This window comes from Bradyrhizobium sp. GW821-FHT13H06, from assembly GCF_058803975.1.
Genome location: NZ_JBXAPN010000019.1, coordinates 61,484 through 80,583, shown reverse-complemented (window position 1 = coordinate 80,583; position 19,100 = coordinate 61,484). Strand labels below are relative to the sequence as shown.

The following is a 19,100-nucleotide window of genomic DNA, read 5'->3' as shown; positions in this document are numbered from 1 at the left end:
TGGAACCCGCTCAAGATAGTCCCGATAGATCGCCTGGATGGTCCTGCGATCATCGAACTTGACGCGCCAAGTGCTCGGCGCGCCCTCCCCGACGGTCAAACCTTCACGGTCGCCATATTTCGGATGACGCGAGCGGCCGAGCGGTCTCATCCGAACGCGATTACCGTGGCACAGCGGCAAGGAGCAAGCATGATCTGTCATCTTCATGAACGGACACGTTCCTCCGGCATCTTGATACGAAACCACGCGATATAAAGCGCGGGGAGGAACAGGAGGGTGAGGACCGTGCCGACGATGATGCCCCCCATCATCGCGTAGGCCATCGGTCCCCAGAACACTTCGCGGGCGATCGGGATCAGCGCGAGACTGGCCGCCGCCGCCGTCAACAGGATCGGCCGCATGCGATGTTCGGTAGCTTCCATCACCGCCTCCCAGGGCGGCTTGCCCTCGTTGCGCAACGTTTCGATCTGCACGATCAGGATCACCGAGTTGCGGATCAGAATGCCAATCAGCGCGAGGACGCCGAGGATCGCGACGAAGCCGAGTGGTGCGCCGCTCGGGAGCAATGCGGCGACGACGCCGATCAGTGCCAGCGGCGCGACCGCGAACACCAGGAACAGCCGGTGGAAGCTCTGCAACTGCACCATCAGGATCGTTGCCATCACGAACAGCATCATCGGCACGACCGCGGCGATCGGCGCCTGCGATTTGGCGCTTTCCTCGATGGTGCCACCGACCACCGCCGAATAGCCGAACGGCAGTTTGGCGTTGAACTCGGCAACTTTCGGCTTCAACTGGTCGACCACGGTCGCGGGCTGGGCGCTATCGATGATGCCGGCCTTGAGCGTGATCGTCGGCAGACGCGAACGGCGCCAGATCGTCGGCTGCTCGAGCTCGTAGCGGAACGTCGCCACGGCGGCGAGCGGCACCGACTGCCCGCTGCTGCCCGACAGTTGCAGGTTGCGCAGTGTCTCGATCGAACCACGCTCCGCCGAATTGGCACGGCCCAACACGTTGACCAGATAGATGTCGTCGCGAACCTGAGTGGCCGAGGAACCGTCGAGGATGCCGTTCAGAGTCGAGGCGATATCCTCAGAAGTGATCCCGAGCTGCCGTGCCTTGTCCTGCAGAACGTTTACCTTGACGACCCGCGCCGGCTCCATCCAGTCGTACACCACGTCACCGAGATGAGGATTGGTCGCCATGATGCCGACGAGTTGCCGCGACAGTTCGCGCACCTTGCCGATGTCCGGGCCGCTGACGCGATATTGGATCGGCCGGCCGACCGGCGGACCGATGTCGAGCAGCTTCACCAGCGCGTCCGTGCCCGGGAACGTCTTCTTCAGATACGCCTGCAGTTCGTGCTGCAGCCGATCGCGATCGATGAGACTCTTGGTCACGATCACCATCTGGCCAAACGACTTGTCATCCGGCTGCACGTCGAACGACAGCACGAAACGGGGCGCGCCGCGGCCGACATAGGTCGACCAGTGATCGATGCCATCCTTGCCCTGCAGCGCCTCGCGCTCGAACTGCGCCATCTGCGCGCTGGTTTCGGCGATCGAACTGTTCTGCGGCAGATTCCAGTCGACGATCAGCTCGTTGCGGTCCGACGACGGGAAGAACTGCTGCTGCACGAAGCCCATGCCGACGATCGACAGCGCGAACGCGCCGACCGTCACGCCGATAGTCAGCCATCGCCATCGCATGCAGAACAGCAGCGCGCGGTCGAAGGCGCTGGAGAACCAGCCCTTGGTCTCGTGGTGCCCTTTCATCTTCTTTGGCAGGATGCTGACGCCGAGCAGCGGCGTGAAAAGCACCGCGACGATCCAGGACGTCACCAGCGACACAGCGATGACGACGAACAGCGTAAAGGTGAACTCGCCGGCGGCGCTGCTGTTGAGGCCGATCGGAATAAAGCCGGCGACTGTCACCAGCGTGCCGGTGAGCATCGGAAACGCCGTCGACGTGTAGACGTAGGTGGCGGCCTTTTCGAGCGAATCGCCGACCTCGAGCCGCGCCACCATCATCTCGACCGCGATCATCGCGTCGTCGACCAGCAGACCGAGTGCGATGATCAGCGCGCCAAGCGAAATCCGCTGCAGAGAAATGTCCGAATACTGCATGACCAGGAACGTGATCGCGAGCACCAGCGGGATCGAGATCGCCACCACCAGGCCAGCGCGCAGGCCGAGGCTGATGAAGCTGATCGCCAGTACGATCGCGACCGCTTCGAACAGCGCCCGGGTGAATCCCGACACCGCCTCCTCGACGATCTGCGGCTGGTCCGACACGAGATGGACCTCGGCACCGACCGGAAGATCGGCGGCGATGTGCTTCATCTTCTCTTTCAGAGCCTCGCCGAACTGCAGCAGGTTGGCGCCGGCCTTCATGCCGATGGCGAGACCGATCGCAGGCTGCCCCTTGAACCGAAACAGCGAGGTCGGCGGATCGACGTAGCCGCGATGAATGGCGGCTATGTCGGTGAGCGGGAAGAACCGGTCATTGACGCGCAGGTTGATCGCCTTGAGGCTCTCTTCCGAAGTGAACTGTCCGCTGACGCGAACGGCGACGCGCTCCGGCCCGGCCTGCAGCACGCCCGACGGCGTGATCGCGTTCTGGGCCTGCAGCGACGCGATAATCGAGCGCTGATCGAGCCCGAGCGCCGCGACCTTGCGCGGCGAGAATTCCAGATAGATGACTTCGTTCTGGGCGCCGACGATATCGACGCGCCCGACGTTCGGCACCTGCAACACCTTGGCGCGCACGTCTTCGACCTGGTCGCGGAGCTCGCGCTGGGTGAGACCGTCGCTGGTGAACGCGTAGATATTGCCGAACACGTCGCCGAAGCGATCGTTGAAGGTGGGGCCGACGACGCCTTGCGGGAAGTCGCCCTTGATGTCGTTGATCATGTTGCGAACGCGTACCCAGGTCGGAACGACGTCCCGAGCCTTGGTGTTGTCTCGCAGATAGACGAACACAGTGGTTTCGCCGGGCGTGGTAATGCTCTTGGTGTAGTCGAGCGACTCCAGCTCTTCGAGTTTCTTCTCGATCCGGTCGGTGACCTGACGGGTGGTCTCCTCCGCGGTAGCGCCCGGCCACTGCGCCTGGATCACCATCGTCTTGATGGTGAAAGACGGATCTTCTTCGCGGCCGAGCTCCAGATAAGAGAACAGGCCGGCCGCCATGAAGGCGATCATGAAGTACCACACCATCGATCGGTGCTGTAGCGCCCAGTCGGAAAGGTTAAACTTCTTCACGCTTGCGGTTCCCCTTCGAGGCGGATCCGCTGGCCCTCCTTGAGTTGATGCACCCCCGCCCTCGCCACACGCTCGCCCGCTTTAATCCCTTCGGTCACTTCGACGGAGTTATCGTCGATCTGGACGACCTGCACCGCCCGCGTGCTGACCGACTTGGTGGCCGGATCGATCACCCAGACGCTCGTTTGGCCGTTCTCCGTGAGGATCGCCGTCGCCGGCAACGCGTAGCCGCGCCTCGCTTTGCCGGGAATCAGCGTGGTGATGGTCGAGCCCAGCCGGAACGTCTCCGGCGGCGAGTCGAGCGTGATCCGAACCCGCCGGGTCCGCGTTACGGCGTCGGCCTGTGGCGCGACTTCGCGAACCTTGCCGGCCGCCTTGATCTGAGGATCGAGTTGCAGCCGTACCGTCAGCGGCGTGCCGATCTTCAGGACGCCGGCGAGTTCGTCGGCGACGTCGATTACGGCCTCCCGGATGTCTGGCCGCGCGACCGTCACCACGGTCTGTCCTGGATTGACAACCTGCCCGACCTGCACGCCCACAGCGGTGACGACGCCGGCATACTCCGCCTCCAGCTTGGTGTAGCTGAGTTGCTCGCGCGCCTTGGTCAGGTTCGATTGTGCCCGCGTCAAAGCGGCCTGCGCGGCGGCACTGCTCTGCTCGGCGGAGTCAAGCGTCGCCTTGGTGGTCGCTCCGGTTTCGATCAGCGTGCGCTGGCGGTAGGCGGTGCCGCTCGCATTGGCGAATTGGCCCTGCGCCGTCGACACCTCGGCAAGCGCGGACCGCACCGCCAGCTCGGCCGCGAACGGATCGACCGCCGCAAGCAGCTGCCCCTTTCCAAGGCTGTCGCCGACATTGACGGGCCGCGCGATCAGCCGGCCGAGCATACGGAAGCCGTAATCGGTCTTGAATTGCGGCTCGACCGTTCCGACCACCGCGAGCGTGCTCGCCTCGCGCGGCGCGACAACCACCGACAGCACCGGCCGGATCAGGTCCGGCTGCTCCGCTTTCTTGCCGCAGCCAGCGATCAGCACGCACGCGGCCGCGACTGTGATGACACGAAGCGCCCTCATGCCTTCGCTCCTTCGTAGGTCACCACCTGCGCCGGGCGCAGCAGCTTGCCGCCTTCCGTCACGACCCGGTCGCCCGGCGCCAGACCGCTGGTCACCACCACCGAGTTGGTCTCATAGGTGTCCACCACGATGCTCTTCAGCGACACCGCGTTGGTCTGCGGATTGACGACCCAGACGGCGGGGCCACGGGCGTCCGAAGTCAGCGCGCTCCACGGCAGGATGATCTTGTCGACGGCCTTGCTCCGCCCCTCGGCGGCGACCACGCTGCCGAGCGTCATTGCCGCCGGCGGATCGATGATCGACAATTTGACGCGCACCGCTCCGCTGCGCGGATCGACGGTCGGCGAGATTTCGCGCGGCCGCGCCAGAGCCGTCACCTTCGGATCGGACAGCAGCGTCAAGTTCGCCGCGCTGCCCTCCCATGGCGTCAGAAAGATCGACTCGTAGACATCGATGACCGCGTCGCGCGCGCCGTCTTCCGCGAGCGTGTAGGCGGACTGCGCCGCCTGCGCGACCTGCCCGACTTCGATGTTGCGCGCGGTGATGATTCCCGGCGCGCTGGCACGCAGCTCGGTGTAGCTCAAAGCGTCGGTGGCATTGGCGAGCTGCGCCTTGGCGGTCTCCAGCGAGCCCTCGGCGGTGTGCAGGGCCTCCTCGGCCTGATCGTACGCCACGCGCGTGGTGAAGCCATTGTCGATCAGCGATTTCTGCCGCTCGAAACTCGCCCTCGCGACACGGAGCTGCGCTTCCGCCGCCGCTACCGCGGCTTGCGAGCCGGCAAGGTCAGCGTTCTGCTCGGTCGGATCGATCCGCGCCAGCACGTCTCCGGCATTCACATGGGCGCCGACATCGACCAGCCGCTCGGTCACGCGGCCGCTGACCCGGAACGACAGCTCGGTGCTGACCTGTGCCTGTACGTCGCCGGTGAGCCGGATCACATTCTGCCATGACTGCGTGCGGACCAGCTCGGTCTTCACCAGCATCGGTGCCAGCGCCGGCTGGGCTCGTTCGCCGCCGCAACCGACCAAGCACAGCGCCAGGGGCGCCAGCAGGGCGATACGGTACGCAGAAAGCATGAAAGCGTTGCCTTATTTACTAATCGGTAGCCCCTAATATTATTGACTAACGCGAAAGTCAATAATAAGATGGTGATCGTCGGAGTTCGCAATGACACCCGAAACAAAGAAGCGTAGCCGGCGCAAAGCGGAGCGGCCCGCTGAAATCCTGGACGCGGCGTTCGAAGAATTTGTCCAGCACGGCTACTCAGCCACCCGGCTCGAAGACGTGGCCGCGCGTGCCGGCGTCACCAAAGGGACGGTGTATTTTTATTTTGATGCGAAGGAGCGCGTGTTCGAGGAGATGGTCCGGCACAAGTCGCAGACCTTCCTCCCCGATCTGACGAATCATGTCAGCACGCTGCGGGGCTCGTACACGGAGCGCTTGCGCTCGCTAATGGCCTTCACCTACGCACACATCGCGGCGAACCGGGACTCGCGCGAAGTGCTGCGCTTCCTGATCTCGGAAGGCGGCCGTTTCCCCGAACTGGTCGAGCGACACTACGACGAGTTCGTGTTGCCGATCATGGAGCAGTTCAAGACCGTGATCGACGGCGGCGTCGCGGCAGGCGAATTCCGCGAATCGGTATCGTCCACCTACACGGAAATCGTGATGAGCCCGGCTCTTCTGCTCAGCTTGTGGTCCATGTTGTTCGGAAGCCGGAAGACGCTGGAAATTGAAAGTTTCACCGAAGCGAGCGTCGATCTTTTGCTACATGGCATGCTGCGGCGGTAATTCCACGGTAGCGGACGTAGCGCTGGTCAATATGGGCCGCGATATCAGCAGATGGTACCCGTACTCGACCATTTTGCAGCGCTACTGCTGCGGCGCCGAGTAACTGGCTGGATCATGGTGCTTCATAAAAGTGCAAGCGATCAATGAACTCACTAAGCGCGGTACCCTGCCGGTGCTGCCCTCACCTAAGGAGCCGCATTCGAGACGGGCAACCTTCCGGTCCCAGCTCTCGCATGGCGTGGCTTGACAAGGCGACTGGTCTTGCTTTCGCGGCTTGCTGTTTGATGAGCCGGCTCCGGCTCGCGGATACCGTGGTTATGCAACAGGCCAAGCTATAGCAGCGCAATAAACGCGAAAATCGAGATGAAGAACGCCAACCAGTGAGCGGCCTTGTGGACCCGCGGCGTCATGAGCGCGGCAAACGCCGGGGGGCGGCTGCAAATGTAAACTTCAAGGGGGACGGCCATCCGCGCCGATGCACGCGCATAAGCACCGGGAGGGAATAGCTGGAGAGGCAGTGTTGCGCGGACAACAGCGGCAATGCCACTGGCGAGCCATAAAGGTACTCGTCCGATGACGCCCTCCAGTTAGGTCATCTTGGCGAATGGCTGATCGTGCTTAAGCGGCGTGGGAGACGCTTTTAGGCTGCCAATTCCAAGGCAGTAATTCGTCAACACGCCTGGCGGGGTGATCCGCTAGGCGCGCCAGCACGTCGGCAAGCCAGGCCTGCGGAGCGCCGGCGCCCCCGAAAGGTCTTGCAACCACTCCTGTGGCGATGCTCGCACGCAAATCGTACCGGTTTTGAACGCTAAGAAAGCGCGCAAATCGCCGCCAAATCGGGGTGCAGCCAGGCCTAGGCTATTGCCAAGGACGATAGTTCCATCGGTAACGCGGACTAGGGCGCCGCAGAATAGGTCGCGCAGCGGGTTGTTGTTGGCGTCAACTTTCAGCCAGCCGTCGCCGCCGGGCCAGCGAGACGATGTGCCAAGTGAGCAGTCCGATGCCACCACTGAGATAATGTGGGAAGAACGTGCAATCGGCCGTGACGATGTCGCGCCAGCCGCGCTCATATGCTGCGGCCCCATTTTGCGATGTCCGGCTACACGAGCACGTCCTCGGTCAACACTTGCGCAAGCGCCTTGACACTCGTGATGTTCTCGCCCGCAGCTAGCGGCATGGGCGCTGCGGCGCCATGTGGCGCCAATCCTGCAGTAGACGCGCGCCCGGATGGGCTCCTCCAGCCGGCGGGTTCAAACGGCGCGATCGGTGGGAGCATGGTGAGCGTCTGGTCAACTAACCAGTCGTGATCTGTATCCATCGCAAGCGTGCCGGACCCTCCAATAGTGCAGAACGGAATTTCATCTTCCCACATAGACTGGCTTGCGCTTTTCTGCGAAGGCGCGTTGCGCTTCTTTGGCGTCTTCCGTGCGAGAAATGGCCGCTGTCATATCTTGCTCGTAGCGATAGCCGTCGCGCAGCGTCATGTCCTCGATAGCATTCAGTGTTTGCTTCGCCATCTTGATGGCAAGCGGGCTCTTGGAGCCGATGTTCTGCGCAATTGAGATCGCGCTCTCGACCACCGCTTCATCGGCAACGCAAGCCTCGACCACACCGAGCCGGTACAGCTCCTGGCCGGGAACCCGATAGCCTGTCAGCGCCATTCGGCGAAGCAGTGAGTGGGAGAATAGTCGCTTGGCGTGGCTCGTTCCGCCCATCAATCCGACGTCGATCTCGGGCAGACCGAACACGGCGGACGTTGATACGACGATGATGTCGCACGAAGCCACGATCGCAAGGCCTGCTCCCAATGCCGGGCCATTGACAGCCGCCACGACTGGCTTGGCGCATTCGCGGATGGTGTGAAAGCATTCGCGCGTTCGGCGTGAATGCGCCGGCAAGTCACCCGGCCCCTTGATGATATCCTTGCGGCCCTTGAGGTCGGCCCCGGCACAGAAGACCCTGCCTGCACCCGTCAGGACGACTGCGCGAACCTCGTCCGTTTCGGATATCACGTCAAGCGCAAGCGTGAGTTCGTCGCCGAGTGTTCGGCTCAAAGCGTTCACGGGGGGAAATTTCATCGTCAAGAGGGCGACACCCTCGTCATACATCGTCACGCCCAGTTGCGTGAGTTGCTGAAAACGCTGCAGGTATTCGGCCATGTTCATTGCCTCATAGCTTGTGATTGATTCAAGTGATTCCCTGCCGGCGAAGTTCGGCCACCGCCTCCGGTTCGAAGCCGATTTCGCCAAGCACCTCTGATGTCTGCTGCCCCATGGCCGGCGGCGGCCGATCGCTGTTGACCGGCTGACCGCCAAAGCGGAAAGGGCTCATCACGAGTTTTACGGACTCGGCCTCGGGATGCGGATAGTCCCGGACCATACCGCGATGACGCACTTGCGGTTCGTTCAGTGCCTCGGGAACCGAATTGATCGGTCCGGCTGGGACGCCTGCCTCGGCGAGCAAAGTCAACCACTCGTGACGATTACGCGACGAGAAGGCACTCTCAAGCAGCGGCTGCAAAGCCGCTTGATTCCGCACGCGCGCACTGTTGATGCGAAACCGGTCATCAAATGTCAGCTCCGTCATTCCAAGCACTTCGCACAATTTTGCGAATTGACCATCATTTCCCACGACGAGGATGATGTCTCCGTCGCGGCAGGAATAGACTTTCTGTGGCTGTATGTTGGGATGGGCGTTGCCGGTGCGGCGAGGAACAGATCCTGAGAGCAGCGCATTCATCGCCTGGTTGGAAAGAAGACTGACCCCGACATCGAGCATCGCCAAGTCGACATGAGTCCCTTTGCCCGAAATCCCTCGTCCGGCAAGTGCCGCCGTTACTGCGGTAGCTGCATATACGCCAGTCACGAGGTCGAGGATGGGGATTCCCACTTTTTGAGGGCCGGCTCCCGGCTCGCCATCGGGTACGCCCGTGATGCTCATGAGCCCGCTCATCGCCTGGATGAGGAAGTCATAGGCCGGTTGAGCCGCTCGCGGCCCAGACTGTCCGAACCCCGTGATCGAGCAATACACGAGTTGATCGTTGAGTTTCGATAACTCCTTCCATCCCAAGCCATAGCGATCGAGCGTACCCGACTTGTAGTTCTCGAGCACCACATCGGATTGTGCAGCGATCCTGCGCACGATGTCCTGGCCTGCAGACGAACTGATATCTACCGTAATCGAACGCTTGCCGCGGTTGGCGGCGAGAAAATAGCCGGCGCCCACCTCTGAACCGTCGCGCGCCTTCAAGAAGGGCGGCCCCCAGCCACGGGTGTCGTCGCCTGCACCCGGGCGTTCGACCTTGATGACGTCGGCTCCGAGGTCCGCGAGTATCTGACCTGCCCATGGCCCTGCCAGGACTCGACTGAGGTCGAGAACACGGATTGCAGAGAGCGGGCCTGTCATTGTCGCCGATCCTGGCATGGCGCAGCTTCGACGGAGGAGCACTTCTCGGCCGTTGCTGCCACGGGAACTCGTCATGTCGCATTGCGCGCTTCATGGGCGCGACCTCGAAAATAAGGACCGGCTCTGAGGGGAGATAGTGATCCGCGGGATATTGCAGCTATGTCGCTTTTAACATGTGGACCGCGTTGCGAGATGCCCATGCCATCAAGCGTATTGCTGTAATGCCCACTGCAAGGCTGCCCGCGCTTTCGTACTTGTATCAGATTGGCGGCATGAACATCCCTTCTAGTGTCGACGACGTCGTTTCCATATCCGCCTTTGCGGACAGCGCGCGCATACTCCTGCAGTCAAGTTCGCCGTTGCCGCGACTGCGCGAATTCCGTGACGCATTGCCCCGGTTCGACAGACGATTCTGGAGCCACCTCGCAGAGGCGGGCTGGACATCGATTCTCAGTCCTGAGGCAACGGGCGGGCTGGAGTTGGGTGTGCGCCACGTTTGCGCGATCGCCGAGCAGATCGGGCGGCACCCCCTACCCGAGCCGTTCATCGGGGCGGCGATTCAGCCTGTTGCGTTGCTCGCGACGCTTGCGCCCAGTGCGCAGCGCGATGCCCTTCTCGCCGCGATCGGCTCCGGGGCGGCGATCATTGGCACCGCCTGGCAGGAGCGTATCGGTCAACTCGAGCCGGAGGAGTCGCTCACGACGCGCGCGACGCATCTGAAGGGAGAATATCGGCTGGATGGCTCCAAGAGGTGGGTCGTGCCAGGGGTCGGGGCAGATGGATGGCTCGTATCGGCAGCATCGGGAACTGAAGCCGGCATCTGGTGGGTGCCCGCTTCAACTCCTGGTCTCTCGGTCACGGAAGACAGCCGGGTCGATGGCTCGACCTCGGCGACCATTGTCCTGCAAGGAGCTTGCGTACCGGCTGCTCACCGGCTTGGGGCCGGCGAGGATGCTCTCGCGGCCTTGCAGCGCGCGTGCGACACCGCGAGGCTGGCGCAGGCGGCCGAGTTAGTCGGAATTGCGCGTGAAGCCTTGCAGATCACTCTGGACTACGTCAGCACACGTATGCAGTTTGGAAGACCGATTGGTACCAATCAGGCCCTGCAACATCGGCTTGTCGACGCGTATATCCAGGTCGAGCTTGCTTCGGCCTGTCTGCAGGAGGCCATCGGCGCCGCCGAGACGCAGAAGGACCTGCTAGCAGTGTCCGCCAGCCGCGCGAAGGCGCGCTGCCTTGATACGGCGCTGCAAGTGACACGTCTCGGCGTTCAGCTGCATGGTGCCATTGGCTTCACGGACGAGCACAATCTCGGGTTCTACCTCAAGCGCGCACTCCAGCACGCGAGCTGGCTGGGCTCGGCAAATGCGATGCGATTGCGTTGGCACGAAAGCCACCTGCCGAGGGCCGAAACCTCCGAAACGACCCAGGCCGAGTGGCAGGACACCGGCCCCCTGACCGACTGGGCAGCCGTTTCGGAACGGGAATTTCGCAACATTGTGCGCGGATTCCTGCGCCGCCACTATCCGGACCATCTCAGGCATCCCTGCCAGCGGCTGCGTTGGGCCGACTGCAAGGAGTGGTATCTAACGTTGGCAAAGCACGGCTGGATTGCGCCCGCCTGGCCGCGAGAGTATGGCGGAATGGGCTTGCCCGGGGACAAGTTGCTCGCCTTCATCGAGGAGATGGAGGACTACGGCGTGGCGCGGCTCCCTGACCAAGGCATCATCAACCTCGGACCCCTGCTCTTCCATTTCGGCACTCAGGAACAGAGGCAAGAATACCTGCCGATGATTCTCGCGGGGAAGCACATCTGGTGCCAGGGCTACTCCGAACCGAATGCCGGATCGGACCTGGCGTCCCTGCGCACCGAAGCGACACCCGACGGCGACACGTTCGTCGTCAACGGCCAGAAAATCTGGACGACGCTAGCTCAGGATGCGACCCACATGTTCGCCCTCGTCCGAACCGACAAATCCGCCAAGAAGCAGGAGGGCATCAGCTTCCTTCTGATCGACCTGTCCACACCGGGCGTATCCGTCCGGCCCATCCGCAACATCGCCGGAGAGGAGGAGTTTTGCGAGGTCTTCTTCGACAACGTGCGTGTACCGCGGCGCAATCTGGTCGGCGACATCAATGCTGGCTGGCGTATCGCGAAAGCCTTGCTCGGCTTCGAGCGTCTCTTCGTCGGCAGCCCAAAGACCGCGCAGTACGCCATGGGGCTGTTGAAGAAGATCGCCGACGCGCGGAGCTTGTTCGAGGACCCCGCCTTTGTATCGAGGTATGCGCAGCTCGAATTGGACGTCGCCGATCTCAAGGCGTCGTACGGCCGATTTGCCGAGCTGATGAAACGCGGAGACGAACTCCCACCGTCCGTTTCGCTCCTGAAGATCTGGGCCAGCGAAACTTACACCGCCATAACGCGCTTCTTAGTTGAATCGTGTGAGGAGTTCGGCGGCAGCGTTGGAGATATCGAGCTTCAGGACGCGTCGGTCAACGTCGTTTCGCCCCTCTTGAATGCAATGATCACGTCGATCTATGCCGGTTCGAACGAAATCCAGCGCAACATCCTGGCAAGATCCGTACTCAAATTGCCAAACTGACGTCGTCAGCGTCCGCCCATTCCAAAACCCGAGGATTTCCAATAGTCGCGGTTGCGCGTGAACAGCTCGCGGATGGTGCGGGCCACCTGGCGCGCCGCGCGGGACAGCGGCCTGGCGGCAGTCGTTCCCAGGACGATGGTACGGTTGAATTCGGGCTCCACAATCCGCGACAAATGCAGCGTTCCGGCTTCGATTTCTGCTCTTGCCGCATGTGGGGGAAGAACGGCGTAGGCGCCGCCCAGCTTCGCCACGGCTATCTGGATTTGCGTGGAATCGGCCTCCAGCGCCACGTTTAGCGTGATGCCGGCCTGCTTTGCCATCTGGTCCAGCGTCAGGCGCACGCTGCTCGGAGCGCCTGGAAGCACGAGTGGTTGCTTGTCGAGCGCACTGAACGGCACCGTGGGATTGGCGATCAACTCGCTGCCAGGCGCGCCCACCGCGAAGGACGAGACCTGCACGAGCGGTTCGACGTCCGTCAGAGTTCGCGCGTAACGATATGGCAATCCAAGATCGACGAAGCCATTCGCCAGCCATTGGTCGATCTGCCCGGCAGATCCTTCAAAGATCTCCAAGCGGATGGTCGGAAACGACTTCCTCAATTCGAAGAAGAGCGGAACGGATAGCGCCATGTGGAGCGAAGGCAGCGCGCCAAGCCGGACCTCCCCGCTCGGCAGGCGGGCATCCTCATCAAGCTGCGTAGAGAGTTCGTCGGCATCCTGCAGCAGCGCAGCTATTCGAGGTAGCAGACCCTCGCCCATGTCGGTCAGCGTTACACCGCGTCCTGTGCGATTGAAGAGTTGACCTCCACACTCCGCTTCCAGCCGGGAAATCTGACGACTGATCGCCGGCTGCGGTAATCCGAGGACGACCGCGGCGCGCGTAAGGCTGCCCTGCTGAACGACCGTGAGGAATATGCGAAGCCGACCAAGATCCCATTGAACCTTCCTAGCCATAAAACGTCCTTCGCTGCGGAGCGGAGCGCTTCAAGCACCGGACTCTGCCGGAAGAGCAGCTGCGACACCACCTCCGGCCTATCACGAAGGCGACCGTTGCCGCAATTGGCCGGGAACACCAGCGGGCGCGCACCGCCTGGCTCGCGAGACTTCGCCTTACGTCGCCTCCGACGTCGATGAATCGGCGGCATCTGACCCTCGCCACGAAAGCCGCCCACCTCTCTGCTCGATTAGAAACGCGTGGAGTTGCCACGTGAGGAACAACAACCAAGGCGATCAAGCCGGCGCTGATCGGTCGCGTCACGAATACCTGAAAGCTTCCGCGGCTCATGAGCATCGCGCGCCTGACGTTTTCTTCGAGCATCGGCCCAAGGATAAACCCAAGAATAAGCGGCGCCGGGTCGAGACGAAATCGCAGGAAGGTGTAACCGAGAAGCCCGAACACCGCTGTTGTGCAGATGTCCTGCAGGCTGTTATTAATGCTGTAGCTTCCGATACAGCAAAAGAAGAGTCTAGCGGGAAACAGCGAACTGTATTCTATCTTGAATACCGAGAGCCAGATGCGAACAAGCGGCACGTTAATCAGCAGCAGGAAGCAATTGCCGATCCACATGCTGGCGACCAAGCCTCAGAAGAGCTCGGGGTGATCATTGATCAGGGACGGTCCCGGATGGATGCCGTTGATGATGAATGCGGCCATCATAAGCGCCATCACGGCATTTTCGGGAATACCGAGGCTCATCAGGGGAATGAAGCTCGTTTGCGCCGCGGCTTCGTCCGCTGCGGCCTGGCCCGCCACGCCTTCGATGGCCCCACTACCAATTTCACCGCGATGCTTGCTCAGCTTCTTCTCAACCGCGTAGGCAACGAACTGAGCAATGACGGGGCCGCCACCGGGCATCATGCCGAGAACCGACCCGACGACGCTCCCACGCAGAGCACTCGGGAATATCCTCTTGAACTCCGAAGATGTCGGCGTGAGCTTGATCGAGCCGTTGAATGGCGAACGCTGTTCCTTGTTATCGAGATTTTTGGTGATCTCGGCGATCCCAAAGCAACCGAGGGCGATACTGACCAGTTGAATGCCGTCGGACAGCGACATGATGTCCATAGCAAAATGTTGGCTGCCCGTTTCGATATCGGTACCGACCTCCCCCAAAAGCACGCCGATCGGGCACATCGCCAAGCCGTCGAGACCATTGCCGGTCGCCAGCGAGTGAAGATGTCACAACCAGCGCCACCAGACCCGCGAGCATGTTGACGTATTGAGAAACAAGCGCGAAAGAGACCAGGCTCACGATGATGAGAATGATGTTCCGAAAGTGAAATTCGACCGGAACTGAATCGATGAATCTCGACCGGACAAGAACCGCAAGGCCAATCAGGAGCAGCATGCTTGCGACGAAGATCGGAAATAGTCCGGGCCCGGGCCTGCCGAAGCTGCCGACAGCATAGCTCTCCGAGAGCGCCAGGAAGAGCAGCGCAATGGCGATCACCAGAAGGCCCCGCCCCACATTCTGATTGACCATCATGTCTCCAATGCCGACCAAGGACGTCGACGCAATGCTCTGCCCGGCGGGCATCAACCCTCGGCTCGTCACGCACCGCCAGCCCTTACTGTGGCTTGATGCCGGCGACCTTGGCCACGCCCGCCCATTTGTCGTGTTCCTGGTGAATGAACGCGGCAAACTCGTCGGCCGAGTTGGGCGACACGGTCACGGCGAGCTCCGACCAACGGGTTTTGACCGAAGGTTGCGCCAAGACTTTCATCACTGCGGCGTTCAGCTTCTCAATGATCGGCTTCGGTACGCCTGCCGGCGCGACCATCCCAAACCAGTTACTCGCGTCGAACCCGGGCACGGTCTTGGCGATAGGCGGAAGGTCGGGCAGCTGCTCGAATGGCTCGACCGTGGAGGTGGCGAGCGCCCGCATTTGACCATTGCGCACGTATTCGATCACGGCGGTGGCCGCCTGAAACGACAGGTCGATCCGACCGGCGATCTGATCTGTAATCGTCGGCGCTTGCCCACTATACGGCACGTGAACGATGTCGATCCCGGTCATATGCCTAAATAGCTCTGTGTAGAGATGCGGAGACGTGCCGTAGCCGGTCGAGGCATAGCTGAGCTTGCCTGGATTTGTTTTTGCGTAGGAAATCAGGTCTGCCACCGAATGGATGGGCAGCTCTGGATAGACGACCAGCAGGGCGGGTGTTCTTCCAACCAATGCAATCGCCGATAGGTCGTTGATCGGATCATACTTTAGATTCCTGTAGACGCTCGGTGCAATCACGCTCGACGTGGGGTACATCGCCAATGTGTAACCGTCAGCAGGTGATCGCGCAGTGAACTGCAGCCCGATATTCCCGCCAGCGCCCGCTCGTGTGTCGACGATGACCCGCTGACCGAGTTCAGTGGATAAGCCGTCAGCGACGACCCGCGCGAGGATGTCGGTGACCCCGCCCGGAGCAAACGGGTTGATCAGCGTGACAACCCGATCGGGATAGACGCCGGCCCGGGCGCGTCCAGGCGCGAGCGACAAGGCGGCACAGGACAGAAGGAAATCACGTCTGCGCATATTGCATCCTAACTGTCGGACAGGGGAGCGGTGCACATCATCGCAACCCGAGAGCATCTTGTTTCAAGCGCATCGGGTCGCGAGTCCCAATTCCGAATGCCCCGGCCATGCTCAGCTCGCTTCCCACCCGTTCATTGTTACGAAGATGCCACGCAAAAACGAGACATCGTTGGTTACCGAGGAGCCTAAGTTTTCGCGGTTCCCGCGTGAAGAGCTGGCCAAGGCATTACAGCTATACGGCTGATTACATGGAGCGTTCGGCCGCCCGCTCCTCGTGCTGGCGCGCTCGGCCGCTGCACCTGGACCGATCGAGCCTAGGTCCGACCTAGCGTGGTGGACTACCTTCGGCATCGAGTAGATGCCAAGTCGAGCCCTCGAACCGCATCAACCGCCAGTCCTTGACGGGCGCGAAGTCGTCCGGAGACGTCTGCAGGCGAATTCCCGGCAACAGCATTCCCAATTCGACATCCTTCAAATTCGCCGCGACCCTCATGACATTCTCGCGCGAGAGATCATTGCCGCACTGCATCAGGACGTAAACTAGGGCTTGCGCGATATTGTAGCCGTTGACGATCATCGTATCGCTGTGATCCGCGCCGGGAAGGTAGCGATCTACGAACTCGCTGAACGCAACAAACCCGGGATCCGCCTTCCACACGGGATCGCTCGGGTCCTTGAAGTAGGTTGCGGACAAGACGCCTTGAGCGGTGTCGAATCCCGCAGGCTTGATCACGCCCCCAATCGATGCCGACGCGTAGGTCAGAATGTGCAGCGGACGCCAGTTAATTTCTGACATTCTTTTGAGAACCTGCGCCGCAAACTTCGGCGAGGCGACGTCGAGCAGCACGTCGGCGCCCGACGCCTTGAGCTTGACCAGATGAGAGTCGATAGTTGGCTCCGACACATCGAACGGCTCTTCGACAACAATCATGGACTGCGCTTTGGCACCGAGCCCCTGCCGCAGACCCCTGAGATAATCCTTGCCGAAATCGTCGTTCTGAAACAGGATCGCGATCTTCGCATCGGGACGATGCTCCAGAAGGAACTTCGCGTAGAATTCCGCTTCTTTTTCGTAGCTCGGCGTGAAGCCGATCGTCCAAGGATATCTCTTGGGGTCATTCCACTTTGCAGCGCCGCTCGATACGAACAGTTGCGGCACCTTCTTCGCATTCAAGTACTTCTGCACGGCAGAGTTTGCGGCCGTACCCATGCCATTGAAGACCAGAAGCACTTCGTCGTTTTCGACCAGCCGACGAGTTTGCTCAACCGTTTTTGGCGGCGAGTAGCCATCGTCATAGGAGATAAATGTGATCTTGCGGCCGTTGATGCCGCCTTCCTCATTGACCTTCTTGAAGTATGCCGCATCGGCTTTCGCGACAGTGCTGAAGGCGGAGGCGGGACCGCTGTACGGCGATGTGTTTCCTATCTTGATCTCGGTGTCGCTGACACCCGGACCGTATTTCATGTCGGCGGCCTCGGTCGATCCGCACGAAGCGATAGCGGCGACTGCCATACAGCTGGCAGCTAGCAGATTTCGTCCAGAGACCCCCGCCTTTCTTCCGGCGAGAGGGGCGCCCAAACATCCATTGGACCACATCAATCGATCGAGATCTCGCATGACGTTGCTCCTCTCCGTGCGGCGGGTACATTCCCCGTTCCCCATCCCGGCACCACCAAGCTATTGTCGGCGCTGTTGAGTTTTCTGTATGCAGCAGCTCTGCCCATCCGACTTTTCGGATGGCTGGAAAAACAGGTGGAGCACGCTCTTTTTCCTTTTCGGATGGCTCATCCGGGTACATTGCGCAATCCGTGAGGCACGCCTTTGAAACCTGTCCGGGCACGCGCCCTTCCGCCCAACTCAGCCAGTTTTTTTGCGATGCCGCGCGTGACGCAGCACCGATGAGTGCCACGACCTTAGAATTCCGCGGTTCGTGCGTGCAGGGACGATCAAGGTATTACAGGTATACAGCTATCGGCATAGAGCGTCTGGCGACTCCTTTGCTGGTGTGGTGATGCCGGCCGCATACCTTTCTGCAAAAGGCAGCCCCTCCAAAAGGGTTGTTGAACTGCGGGGACAAGCCGGAAGGAATCCGACGTCGAACACCGAAAAATTTCCATCTGACGCGGTCCGCGCGTCTTTGGCGGGCAAATTTGATCCTCGCTCCTTCAGGTGGGACATTGCCGTGCATCAGACACTCTTCAACTGCCGACGGGAACATCGTGTATGCCGCCCGCCCGATCGCGGTACCGTGACCATTTGCAAGGACGCGCTCATTCGCAGATTAGGCGGCTCAAACCCCAGGGGGCAGGCAGCATGGTCCGCGGCTCACTTCAGGAATTTCCTGAATCGCCGTAGTGAGTACGTGAAGAGTATCGTACCAATGGCGAACAGCGCGACGAACTGCGGCCAGACCACATCGAGTCCGGCGCCGCGAAAGAGGATCGCCTGTGCCATCATCACAAAATGCGTGTTCGGCGCCGCCAACATGATGTCCTGGATAAACTCGGGCATGCTCTCGCGGGGCGTCAGCGTGCCCGAGAGCACCTGGAGAGGAAGAAGCACCAGCATGAGCAGCAATCCGAATTGGGGCATGGTGCCGGCCTGGGTCGCAAGGAAAATTCCGAGACTAGTCGTCGCAAACAGATAAAGACCCGTTCCGGCGATGAAGAGCATGAACGAACCCGAAATCGGGACGCCCAGCATTCCATGAATGACGAAAGCGAGCGAGAGGCTTGTCGCCGTTAGAACGACCAACCCCATCGACCAGATTTTGGACACCATGATCTCGAACGGCGTCACTGGCATGACCAGCAAATGCTCTATAGTTCCATGTTCGCGCTCACGGATCAGCGCCGCTCCGGTCAGAACGATCGACAGCATGGTGATGTTCGACATCAGGTTGCTGATCGCACCAAACCAAGCCTGCTTCAGTTCCTGGTTGAATCTGGCCCGCAAGGTCAGACCAACCTGCGCGCTGGCCGCACTTCGATAACGATCGAGAAACGCGCTGACTTCGCTCGTCACGATGGTTTGAATGTACCCGGCGCCGGTGAACGCCTGGGATATTCGGGTCGCATCGATGTTGAGCTGGATTGTGGGCGATTTCTTCGCCAAGAGGTCGCGCTGGAAGTTCGGCGGGATATCGAGCGCGAAAGTATCAATGCCGGAATCCATTCGACGATCCATCTCCGGCTGGGTGATCAGCTTCGGTATCGAAAAGTAAGGGGGATTGAACGCGGTAATGATGCGTGACGCCGCCGGCGACTGGTCTTCGTCGACAACCGCGATAGCGGCCATATTCAGGGTCTCAGGTAGTGCCTTTGCCGCCGTGTAGATCGCCGCCGAGAACGCGTAAACGATCAGCACCAGCATCATCGGATCGCGGAGCAGGCTGCGCAATTCCTTGATCCCGAGTTGAAGAATGTTGGCCGTCCACATGA

11 protein-coding genes and 3 pseudogenes are annotated in these 19,100 nt (G+C 61.1%); 2 read left to right on the top strand and 12 right to left on the bottom strand.

What is annotated here, in order from left to right; genetic code table 11:
* Positions 1-203 precede the first annotated feature (203 nt).
* From AC1RQP_RS39615 to AC1RQP_RS39605, 3 genes are read right to left on the bottom strand one after another with little or no spacing between them, the layout of a single operon-like run.
* Positions 204-3,260, bottom strand: coding sequence for an efflux RND transporter permease subunit (locus AC1RQP_RS39615; RefSeq protein ID WP_492943108.1), 3,057 nt, complete (start codon positions 3,258-3,260; stop codon positions 204-206).
* Complete coding sequence (locus AC1RQP_RS39610; RefSeq protein ID WP_492943106.1) at positions 3,257-4,330, bottom strand: efflux RND transporter periplasmic adaptor subunit; 1,074 nt, start codon at positions 4,328-4,330, stop codon at positions 3,257-3,259. The genes AC1RQP_RS39615 and AC1RQP_RS39610 overlap by 4 nt, the downstream gene beginning before the upstream one ends.
* The gene (locus tag AC1RQP_RS39605; RefSeq protein WP_492943104.1) at positions 4,327-5,406 is read right to left on the bottom strand and encodes an efflux RND transporter periplasmic adaptor subunit; all 1,080 of its coding nucleotides are present in this window, start codon (positions 5,404-5,406) and stop codon (positions 4,327-4,329) included. Before AC1RQP_RS39605 ends, AC1RQP_RS39610 begins: the two co-directional genes overlap by 4 nt.
* Before the next feature lie 91 nt (positions 5,407-5,497).
* Here AC1RQP_RS39605 and AC1RQP_RS39600 point away from each other — a divergent pair, with 91 nt between their 5' ends.
* Positions 5,498-6,121, top strand: coding sequence for a TetR/AcrR family transcriptional regulator (locus AC1RQP_RS39600; RefSeq protein WP_492943102.1), 624 nt, complete (start codon positions 5,498-5,500; stop codon positions 6,119-6,121).
* Positions 6,122-6,739: 618 nt separating this feature from the next.
* Here AC1RQP_RS39600 and AC1RQP_RS39595 read toward each other — a convergent pair.
* The 3 genes and pseudogenes from AC1RQP_RS39595 to AC1RQP_RS39585 all read right to left on the bottom strand — a co-directional run.
* A pseudogene (locus tag AC1RQP_RS39595) lies at positions 6,740-6,853 on the bottom strand (transposase domain-containing protein); the annotation flags it as partial.
* Positions 6,854-7,479: 626 nt separating this feature from the next.
* Positions 7,480-8,280, bottom strand: a complete 801-nt coding sequence (locus AC1RQP_RS39590) for an enoyl-CoA hydratase/isomerase family protein (RefSeq protein WP_492943100.1) — start codon at positions 8,278-8,280, stop codon at positions 7,480-7,482.
* Between the two features lie 28 nt (positions 8,281-8,308).
* Positions 8,309-9,526 carry a CaiB/BaiF CoA transferase family protein gene (locus tag AC1RQP_RS39585; protein WP_492943098.1) on the bottom strand — a complete coding sequence of 406 codons (1,218 nt, stop codon included), beginning with the start codon at positions 9,524-9,526 and terminating at the stop codon, positions 8,309-8,311.
* A gap of 173 nt (positions 9,527-9,699) precedes the next feature.
* On the opposite strand from AC1RQP_RS39585, the gene AC1RQP_RS39580 reads away from it, so the two are divergent.
* The gene (locus AC1RQP_RS39580) at positions 9,700-12,129 is read left to right on the top strand and encodes an acyl-CoA dehydrogenase family protein (RefSeq protein WP_492943096.1); all 2,430 of its coding nucleotides are present in this window, start codon (positions 9,700-9,702) and stop codon (positions 12,127-12,129) included.
* Between the two features lie 5 nt (positions 12,130-12,134).
* On the opposite strand, the gene AC1RQP_RS39575 is transcribed toward AC1RQP_RS39580, so the two are convergent.
* From AC1RQP_RS39575 to AC1RQP_RS39550, 6 genes and pseudogenes are all read right to left on the bottom strand, one after another.
* A complete protein-coding gene (locus AC1RQP_RS39575; RefSeq protein WP_492943094.1) occupies positions 12,135-13,082 on the bottom strand; it encodes a LysR family transcriptional regulator in 948 nt (315 codons plus the stop codon).
* A pseudogene (locus AC1RQP_RS39570) lies at positions 13,075-14,262 on the bottom strand (tripartite tricarboxylate transporter permease). The gene AC1RQP_RS39575 and the pseudogene AC1RQP_RS39570 overlap by 8 nt, the downstream one beginning before the upstream one ends.
* Positions 14,263-14,335: 73 nt before the next feature.
* Positions 14,336-14,611: pseudogene (locus AC1RQP_RS39565) on the bottom strand (tripartite tricarboxylate transporter TctB family protein); the annotation flags it as partial.
* Between the two features lie 85 nt (positions 14,612-14,696).
* Positions 14,697-15,659, bottom strand: coding sequence for a Bug family tripartite tricarboxylate transporter substrate binding protein (locus tag AC1RQP_RS39560; RefSeq protein WP_492943092.1), 963 nt, complete (start codon positions 15,657-15,659; stop codon positions 14,697-14,699).
* A 325-nt stretch (positions 15,660-15,984) separates the two neighbouring features.
* The gene (locus AC1RQP_RS39555) at positions 15,985-17,172 is read right to left on the bottom strand and encodes an ABC transporter substrate-binding protein (protein WP_492943137.1); all 1,188 of its coding nucleotides are present in this window, start codon (positions 17,170-17,172) and stop codon (positions 15,985-15,987) included.
* An 813-nt stretch (positions 17,173-17,985) separates the two neighbouring features.
* On the bottom strand, positions 17,986-19,098 hold the full coding sequence (locus tag AC1RQP_RS39550) for an ABC transporter permease (RefSeq protein WP_492943090.1): 1,113 nt from the start codon (positions 19,096-19,098) through the stop codon (positions 17,986-17,988).
* Positions 19,099-19,100 lie beyond the last annotated feature (2 nt).